General features: G+C 41.1%; 10 protein-coding genes and 1 rRNA gene. 5 read left to right on the forward strand and 6 right to left on the reverse strand.

Annotated elements, in window-relative coordinates; translation table 11 throughout:
- Positions 1-151: 151 nt before the first annotated feature.
- The 5 genes from rplK to mutL all read left to right on the forward strand — a co-directional run bounded on the left by rplK (position 152) and on the right by mutL (position 4,244).
- Entirely contained in the window at positions 152-589 is a 438-nt protein-coding gene (gene rplK / locus AC1W6K_RS11485; RefSeq protein ID WP_377983849.1) for a 50S ribosomal protein L11, read from the forward strand.
- Positions 590-626: 37 nt separating this feature from the next.
- Positions 627-1,325: a 50S ribosomal protein L1 gene (gene rplA, locus AC1W6K_RS11490; RefSeq protein WP_377983850.1), complete on the forward strand. Its 699-nt coding sequence runs from the start codon at positions 627-629 to the stop codon at positions 1,323-1,325.
- Positions 1,326-1,327: 2 nt separating this feature from the next.
- Positions 1,328-1,861 (forward strand): 50S ribosomal protein L10, encoded by a 534-nt coding sequence (rplJ, locus tag AC1W6K_RS11495; protein ID WP_481947595.1) that lies wholly within the window; start codon positions 1,328-1,330, stop codon positions 1,859-1,861.
- A gap of 69 nt (positions 1,862-1,930) precedes the next feature.
- The gene (gene rplL, locus AC1W6K_RS11500) at positions 1,931-2,317 is read left to right on the forward strand and encodes a 50S ribosomal protein L7/L12 (protein WP_481721180.1); all 387 of its coding nucleotides are present in this window, start codon (positions 1,931-1,933) and stop codon (positions 2,315-2,317) included.
- Positions 2,318-2,399: 82 nt separating this feature from the next.
- A complete protein-coding gene (gene mutL, locus AC1W6K_RS11505) occupies positions 2,400-4,244 on the forward strand; it encodes a DNA mismatch repair endonuclease MutL (protein WP_481947596.1) in 1,845 nt (614 codons plus the stop codon).
- Here the strand turns inward: mutL and proC are convergent.
- The 6 genes from proC to rrf form a co-directional block, all read right to left on the reverse strand.
- Positions 4,233-5,033, reverse strand: a complete 801-nt coding sequence (proC, locus tag AC1W6K_RS11510; RefSeq protein ID WP_481721176.1) for a pyrroline-5-carboxylate reductase — start codon at positions 5,031-5,033, stop codon at positions 4,233-4,235. The two genes, mutL and proC, sit on opposite strands and share 12 nt — an antisense overlap.
- A 2-nt stretch (positions 5,034-5,035) precedes the next feature.
- Positions 5,036-6,148 (reverse strand): TlpA family protein disulfide reductase, encoded by a 1,113-nt coding sequence (locus tag AC1W6K_RS11515; RefSeq protein WP_481721174.1) that lies wholly within the window; start codon positions 6,146-6,148, stop codon positions 5,036-5,038.
- A gap of 1 nt (position 6,149) precedes the next feature.
- Positions 6,150-7,607 carry an Asp-tRNA(Asn)/Glu-tRNA(Gln) amidotransferase subunit GatB gene (gene gatB, locus AC1W6K_RS11520; protein WP_481947597.1) on the reverse strand — a complete coding sequence of 486 codons (1,458 nt, stop codon included), beginning with the start codon at positions 7,605-7,607 and terminating at the stop codon, positions 6,150-6,152.
- A 64-nt stretch (positions 7,608-7,671) separates the two neighbouring features.
- The gene (locus tag AC1W6K_RS11525; RefSeq protein ID WP_481721171.1) at positions 7,672-8,073 is read right to left on the reverse strand and encodes a MerC domain-containing protein; all 402 of its coding nucleotides are present in this window, start codon (positions 8,071-8,073) and stop codon (positions 7,672-7,674) included.
- Between the two features lie 8 nt (positions 8,074-8,081).
- Positions 8,082-8,633, reverse strand: a complete 552-nt coding sequence (locus AC1W6K_RS11530; protein ID WP_481947598.1) for a hypothetical protein — start codon at positions 8,631-8,633, stop codon at positions 8,082-8,084.
- A gap of 399 nt (positions 8,634-9,032) precedes the next feature.
- Positions 9,033-9,142 (reverse strand): 5S ribosomal RNA (gene rrf, locus AC1W6K_RS11535); the annotation flags it as partial.

A 9,142-nucleotide genomic window follows, 5' to 3' on the forward strand; every position in this document is an offset into this window, starting at 1 on the left:
CGGCAATCTCTGTTTTGAAAATTTCAAGAGGGGATTGGGCCGGAACGTCATTGTTACGCGGAAAGGTCACCCGGAGGGGAATCAGATAAGGAAGCTTCCACCCTTATTGGCAGATAAACCTCTAAATTCACTAAATAAACGATGTTTTAACATGGCAAAAGAAATAGCTGGCTACGTAAAGCTTCAATGCAAAGGTGGCCAAGCCAATCCTTCACCACCCATCGGTCCTGCATTAGGTTCGAAAGGATTAAATATCATGGAGTTCTGTAAGCAATTCAATGCGAGAACTCAAGATAAAAACGGCGTAGTATTGCCGGTCCTAATTACTTATTTCGCGGACAAATCGTTTGAATTCGTTGTAAAAACACCTCCAGCGCCAATTTTGTTATTGGAAGCTGCAAAGGTAAAATCTGGTTCAGCTCAACCTAATTTGAAAAAAGTAGGTTCTGTAACTTGGGATCAAGTGCGCGTTATCGCGGAAACGAAGATGCCAGATTTAAACTGTTTTACAGTCGAAGCAGCAATGAGTATGATTGCTGGAACGGCCAGATCAATGGGTATTACTGTTTCTGGTGATAAACCGTTCTGATTTAATCGTCAGAAATAAACATTTTAATTAAAAGGTAATGGCAAAACTTACGAAGAAAATAAAGGAAGCCCTTTCTAAATACGATGCAACGCAAGCGTATTCGCTTGAAAAAGCTGCGGAGATTTTGAAAGAAATTTCTTATACTAAATTCGATGCCTCAGTGGATATTGATGTTCGCTTAGGAGTAGACCCCCGCAAAGCGGACCAAATGGTTCGTGGTGTGGTTGCCCTACCTCATGGAACTGGTAAAGACGTACGTGTACTCGTATTGTGTTCTCCAGATAAAGTAGAGGAAGCAAAAGCAGCCGGCGCAGATCACGTTGGATTGGATGATTACATTGCAAAAATCGAGAGCGGCTGGACCGATATCGACGTAATCATTACAATGCCTACCGTGATGGCGAAATTAGGCCGTTTGGGACGTGTGTTAGGACCTCGCGGTCTGATGCCTAATCCAAAGTCAGGTACTGTAACTTTGGAAGTAGGAAAAGCAGTTAACGAAGTAAAAGCAGGTAAAATCGACTTTAAAGTTGACAAAACCGGTATCATCCATACCTCAATCGGTAAGGTGTCCTTCGGAGCTGATAAAATTGTAGATAACGCCTTAGAAGTAATCAACACGTTGATTAAACTAAAGCCATCTTCTGCAAAAGGAACTTATGTAAAATCGATCAACTTATCTTCGACGATGTCTCCGGGCATTATCATCGATAAGGGAACTGTAGCCGGATTGTAATCATGACAAGAGAAGAAAAAAATCAGATTATTGATGAGTTGGGCGAAAAGTTCGCAACAACTCCGTACTTCTACATTGCAAGTACAGCCGGTTTAACTGTAGCTGAAGCGACAGAATTTCGTCGTATGTGTTTCGCGAAGGGTTTAGAATATAAAATCTTCAAAAACACATTAATTGCGAAAGCCTTAGCTAAGACAGGGACCGATTACACACCTTTCGACGCTGAAGTCTTGACAGGAATGTCTGGAATTATCTTCTCACCAGAAGATGCTAAAGTTCCAGCTAAATTGATCAAAGATTTCAAAAAAGCAGCAGGAAAGGGTAAAATTACATTCAAAGGAGCTTCAATCGAAGGCGGCTTGTATATTGGTGAAGACCAATTAATAGCCTTAGAAAACATCAAATCGAAAAACGAGATGATTGGCGAAGTGATTGGTTTATTACAATCGCCTGCTAAAAATGTTATTTCAGCATTACTTAGCGGTGAGAAAAAATTAGCTGGTCTAGTGAAGACATTGTCTGAGCGTCCTGAATAATTTTAAAACGTTTTACCGGAGCGTAGCTCCAACACATAATTAATTCGTAACAATTAAAAATTCAAAAAAATGGCAGATTTAAAAGCATTCGCTGAGCAATTAGTGAATTTAACTGTAAAAGAAGTAAATGAATTAGCTACTATCCTTAAGGATGAGTACGGTATCGAACCAGCTGCTGCTGGTGCTGTTATGGTTGCAGGTCCTGCAGCTGGTGGCGCTGACGGTGGAGACGCTGCTGCTGAGAAAACATCTTTTGATGTTATCTTAAAGGCTTGTGGTCCTAACAAATTAGCTATCGTTAAATTAGTGAAAGACTTAACTGGCTTAGGTTTGAAAGAAGCTAAAGACGTAGTTGACGCTGCTCCAAAAGCAGTTAAAGAAGGCGTTTCTAAAGACGAAGCTGAAGGTTTGAAAAAATCTTTAGAAGAGGCTGGAGCTGAAGTTGAAGTTAAGTAATCAATTACTTGATTTATAAAAAAAGGGAATGGCAACATTCCCTTTTTTTTGCTTTATTTGAACTGTAATTGCCCTTTTATCCATGCATGATTTAATCCGACTCCTTCCAGATGCCATAGCAAATCAGATTGCGGCCGGAGAAGTCGTGCAAAGACCCGCTTCTGTCGCCAAAGAACTCATGGAAAACTCCATAGACGCCGGAGCAACCCAAATCCAACTCATCATTAAGGATGCCGGAAAAGGTATCGTACAAGTCATCGATAACGGTTCTGGCATGTCAGAAACCGATGCACGCATGTGTTTCGAACGCCACGCTACATCCAAAATCAGAAAAGCAGAAGACCTATTCCGCATTAAAACCATGGGGTTCCGTGGCGAAGCCATGGCATCCATCGCTTCTGTATCGCAAGTCGAACTTAAAACCCGACGCCCCAGCGACGAACTCGGCACCCACATCAAAATTGATGGTTCAGTCTTCAAAGCACAAGAAAACATTCAATCCCCAATAGGAACATCCATTGCCGTCAAAAACTTGTTTTACAACATTCCAGCACGACGCAATTTTCTAAAATCTAACCCCGTTGAAATCCGACATATATTAGACGAATTCCAACGAATCGCCCTAGCTCACCCCGAAGTTTCCTTTTCATTCATCCAAAACGAACAAGAAACCTATGCACTGCCTGCCGAAAAACTAGGGAAACGGATTGTTGACCTTTTCGGTAAAAGCTACCGCGAACAACTTGCATCCTGCGAAGAAAATACCAATTATGTATCCATAAAAGGCTACGTAGGAAAACCCGAACATGCGAAAAAAACACGTGGAGAACAATTCTTCTTCGTAAACGATCGATTCATCAAGAATTCATATCTGAATCACGCCGTCATGAGCGCTTACGAACGCTTATTGCCGGATGGAGCTTTCCCCTTCTATGTGTTGTTTCTAAGTATCGATCCCCAGCACATTGACATCAATGTACACCCAACAAAAACGGAGATTAAATTCGACGACGAACGATCAATTTATGCAATCATTCAAGCAGCCGTTCGAAAAACACTATCAATCCACAACCTAATTCCCTCATTAGACTTCGAAAACAATGTGAATTTCAACAGCCCCATTCGAACTGATAGTCGAGGGCAAGAACCTCAATCTGCTTATACCGAATCCCATAAACCAAAAGAAGCGCACGATGCCTGGAAAAAACTATATGAAGGGCTTCAAAACAATATTGACGCCTTTGAACAACAAGCTCCAGCCAAACAAGCCAATTTATTTGCAAGTGGAATTAATTCATTCCATGACTCCACAACGATTCAAAGCAAAGCAAATGCTTGGGAACGCGGCGCTGAAATCAACAGTAAACTGCAATACATTCAAGTATTGAATAAGTATATAATTGTTAGCATGTCCAATGGCGCATTGGTCATCGACCAGAAACGTGCCTACCAACGGATTATGTACGATCAATTCATGGAGAATTTGAATCGAAAGAATGGGGCGTCCCAACAAGTCCTCTTCCCACAGCTGATGACTATCAACCCTGCCGACCAGGTACTCTTGGCTGAAATAAGTGTAGAAATTAATGATTTGGGCTTCCGTTTAGAAAGCAATGAAAATGGACAAGTACATATTGTAGGTGTGCCCACCGAAATTGGCGATGAAGATGGCCAATCAATCCTAGAAGGTATTTTGGAACAAATTAAGCATGCAGCTACTGACTTAGGTGTCAAACGAAGTGAAAAAATTGCACAAACTATGGCCAATCGATCTGCCATTCGATTTCAACAATGTGCACTAAATCAAGAGGAAACTAGGTCGCTCATTGAACAGATATTCGCGAGCACAAATCCCAACTTCTCGCCTAATGGAGAAAAGATAAGTCAAATGATGCCAATGGAGTCTTTTGAAGGCTTATTTAGCTAACTCAACCGCACGATCACGCGCAGCGTAAATACCCTGTTGAAGGCCTTCCCCCACAAACTTTTCCTGAAATACACGTAATGCAGCTTCAGTGGTACCTCCTTTGGACGCCACCGCTTGAATCAGTTCATCTAACGTTTTATCACTAGTTTGCATCAAATGGTATGACCCTAACATCGTTTGCTTCACTAATAAAGAAGACATCGCCGGATCAAAACCCATGGCCACACCGGCATCAATCATCGATTTAATTAAATAGAAAAAATAAGCTGGTCCACTACCACTCAAGCCAGTAACGGCATCTAGCAATTTTTCATCTTCCAAAAACACCGCACGGCCCGTAGAATTAATTAGATTTTCAACTTTTCGAATATCCGCAAGGCCAACCTGCTCCGCCGCAGCAAAAGCGGTCATACCCATACCTAAAAGCGCCGGCGTGTTCGGCATAGCACGAATCACCAAATCATGCGCTAGGCTTGACTGAATTTGCGCAATTGGAATTCCAGCCATGATCGATAATACCACTTGACTCTTCTTGATGTATGATTTCAAATCAAACGAAACAGCAAGATAATCTTGAGGCTTAACCGATAAAATAATCAAATCAGCCTGCGAAATCTTACTCGAAATTGTGTCAACCACAATACCCGATTTCTGCTCTTGCAACTGTACACCCCGCTCTTGGTTTTTCTCCACTAAGAGCAAATCTGCCTTTTGTACCAAATTGTATTGAATAAAGGAATTAGCAAATGCCATTCCCATATTTCCACAGCCAATGATCGCTACTTTCATATTTATTTTCCGCTAAACAAATTTTCTAAATATTGATTCAGTGTCTCACCACGAAGGCCTTTGGCAATAATCTTACCCTGTGGGTCCAATAAAAAGGTCATCGGAATCGATGAAACCTGATACGCTTGAGCAGCCACCGAATTCCAATACTGCAAATCTGAGACATGTTTCCAAGTTAGTTGGTCCACTTCAATCGCCTTCAACCAAGCTTGTCGGTCCTTATCCAAACTCACACCATAAATTTCAAAACCTTTATCCTTATACTTGGCGTATGTTTTGATAACATTGGGGTTTTCGCGCCGACAAGGTCCACACCAACTTGCCCAAAAATCAATCAATACATATTTTCCGCGCAAAGAAGATAATGGCAAAACAGCCCCTTCGGGGGTATTTAGAGCAATTTCTGGGGCATCAGACCCCTCTGCAGCGCCTTTTAATCGAATCAAATTTTCAAGAAATGGCTTTACCTGTGGATGATTGGGGCGGGCTTGTGCAAAACGAGCACCAATTTCTTCTAACGTAGCTAATTCTGTTTCTGCAGGTAAAAAATTAGTCGCCCACAAGGCTACCAAATTTGTACCCATCTGAGGGATTAATGACTTGATTTGAGTGAATTGCTCTTGCTGTGCTTGTTCAAAAGCTGCTTGAATGCGTGCCTGATCTTTCGGATTTTTCTGAAATTCAGCATTCCAAACGGCCACGCGCTTCTGCAAATTTGATGACAATTCAAGAATTTGATTCATAAACTGAATGTTAGGCGTATTGCCTAGGACACTGAATGCCCCACTCTTTTCTGGCGTATTAATTCCTTCCGCTTGAACACTAATTTTCTCTCCCCCTTCCAAGATTAAAAGAACCTTCTGTGGATTAGCTATGTCAAAGAAATTAACCAAATAAAATCCACCTTGATCCAACACTTTTCCTTTAAATACAACTTCTTTTTTAGCATTCGGAAGCATGGAGTCTATTTTTACAGCCTGTCCTCTTCCATTAATAAACTCTAGAAATATGCGTTTCGACGGTACTACTTGAGTTGCTTGAACACGTACTTCAAAATCTTGAGCAAACGCTGCCCATGGACCTACAAACAAGAGAAATAAAAGTATCTTTTTCATATTAGTTTTGATTTAGCGCTTCAGCAACCAACTGATTAACACGTTTCGGATCCGCAGTACCTTTCGATCGTTTCATGACTTCCCCAATAAACAGTGCGAGTAAGCCTTTCTTCCCTTGGCGATATTCGTTGACCTTTTCAGGATAAGCCGCTAAAGCCGCTTCAACAAAGGCGGGAAGCTCATCCGCATTTGATTGCACTATCCAACCTTGTTGTTCCACTAGGGCACTTGGTGCTAATGCAGGTGATTGCAAGCACAACGGAAACAATTGTTGGGCTGCCAAATTATGTGTTATGGTTCCCTTTTCAATTAGCTCAATTAATTCAGCCAATGTCGCTGGAGCCAACTCAAATTGCTCAATTGTTTTCCCTGAATCATTTAAGTGAGATTTAACGGGTCCCATAAGCCAGTTGGCCACCGATTTATACGCCTTCGTATTTTTAGTCGTTTCAACAAAATACAAAGCCATTTCACGCGTTTCGGCTAGGAAGTGAGCATCGTAGGCTGATAGGTGGTAGGTATTAATCAATTGTAATTCTTGCTCCCAAGGTAACAGGGGCATGTTTGATTTTATATCGGCAATCCATTTATCTGAAATTTCCAAAGGCGCCAAATCTGGTTCCGGAAAATAGCGGTAGTCATTCATGGTTTCTTTAACACGCATGCTAGCTGTTTTGCCTGTATGCGCATCAAAAGTCCGCGTTTCTTGCACCAACTTTTCCCCAGCGAGTAACGCAGCTTCTTGTCGGCGACATTCATATTCAATTGCTCGTTGAATATTACGCAACGAATTCATGTTTTTGATTTCGACCTTGGTACCTAAGGTTTGTGAACCAATTGGACGAAGGGAGATATTTACGTCTGCACGCAAGGATCCTTCTTCCATATTACCATCACAGATTCCAAGGTAGCGAACCAATTTTCGCACTTCTGAAATCATGGCAAAAGCTTCTTCGGCAGAATGAATAGCGGGCTCGGTAACCATTTCGATAAGCGGAGTGCCTGCTCGGTTGAAGTCAATAAAACTAAAAGGGTTATCTCCTTCATGTAGCGATTTACCTGCATCCTCTTCTAAATGGATGTGGTGAAAAGGCAAACGCTTTGGACCAGCAGCTAAATGTACTTGAATGGAACCACCCATGCAGATGGGTGTTTTGTCTTGGGTAATTTGGTATCCTTTGGGAAGATCGGGGTAGAAATAATTTTTACGATCGAAGTTTTGCCAACGGGTTATTTCGCAACCGAGGGCAATACCCATTTTTATTGCAAATTCCACTGCCTTTTTATTTAGGTGTGGAAGTGTTCCTGGGTGACCTAGGGTAATTGGTGAAATTAGGGTATTTGCTTCTTGTCCAAACAATACACGATCGCTAGCAAATATTTTAGAATTTGTTTGAAGCTGGGCATGAATTTCAAGCCCTATGACCGGTTCGTAAACAGTAGATTGATATGTACTCACTAAATAAAGATCTTAAACGATGCAAAACATCATAAAGATACAAAAACCTGCGTGTTATAAAGCGCTAGGATTTGATTTTACAGGTACAGGCTGATTTGTGTTTGAAATTAATCCAATACGCATAAGCGACAGATACGCCTAATAATGCACCAAAAATCCATTCATCAGATTGTTGGCCTACAAAAATATCAATTAACTTAATAAACAATCCGATACCTAAAAAGACCAATGGCCAAACATTTCGATGCAAGAGGTAGTCGGCAATAAGCAAATAGGCTGCCAACGCAAAACTACTTGCCACTAAGACCCACTCCACGACAGGACCGAAAGCGTAGGTCCCAATAAAATAGGGAGCAAAAAAAAGAACAAAAGGCATCGCCAAACAATGTATGGCACACGCAAAAGAAAGGAATAATCCTAACTTTTCGAGCGGCATAAACTGTTTGACGGGCTTTTGTTTAGACATATTGCTAATTATTTAATAGTTACCGGAAACGTGACATCTACATCCGTAGATCCACCTTCTTCATTTCCAGTTTTAACGGCTTTACCATTAACAGGAGGCTGATGTTTAAGAATTACGTTGAACTTGCCAGTTCCAGCAGCAAATTGCGATTTAACTTCAGAACGCAAACCAATGGGCATTCCTTTTTTATCTAAATCTTTGATCTGGACACTCAATAAGCCTAGTGGATTAGATTTAAATACAAACAAATGTACGTCTCCTTCTTCCTCAACCTCTTCAGAAATATCAAATGCTGGCTTCTTGGTTTCATCAAGTAATGATACCTTCATTTCATATGTGGTATTTTTGTCTAACTCAATTGGATCTACCGAATCCATGACACCATCACCTTGTGTGTCTTTCCAAAAAAATGATTTAGTGGGAAGTGAAGATTTAGTTACTGGCTTGAATTCCAATTTGACGGTAGTAATTAATTCATTGTCATCTTCTGGCTCAACTTCTTCCTTTGAACAGCTTGTAGAAATAGCTAATAAAGCCAAAAATGTAATAATGTGTTTCATGGGTAAATTTAGTTTAATTGTAAAGGATGATACAAGTTAAACATTTTGCAAATATGCAACATTGTTGCAAATTAAACAAGTAGATAAACGGGCAAATTTAGAAGATGAAAAAAAAAGTCAGTCATTAGTCGCTAGTGGTCAGTAATCAGTGGTCAGTAATCAGTGGACAGTCGCTAGTCGTCAGTCCGGAGGGAATTAGTCCGAAGGGAACATAGTGCTCTTACTTCTTAAATCCTAAATCTCAACTCTTACCTCTTACCTCATACCTCTCACATTACACTTCTCCTTCGGACTCATTCCCTTCGGACTCCGGACTGATGACTAGCGACTAGTGACTAGCGACTAGTGACTTTGGGACATAAAAAAACCCACACTTTCGGTGCAGGTCTTTCTTAAATAACTTGGAGCTTACTTACTTTCCCGGGTTTGATCCCAGTATCATCAGCGGTGCGGGGCTTAACTTCTCTGTTCGAGATGGGAAGAGGTGAACACCCGTCCTATCGGCTCCA

This window comes from Aquirufa sp. (assembly GCF_964796385.1).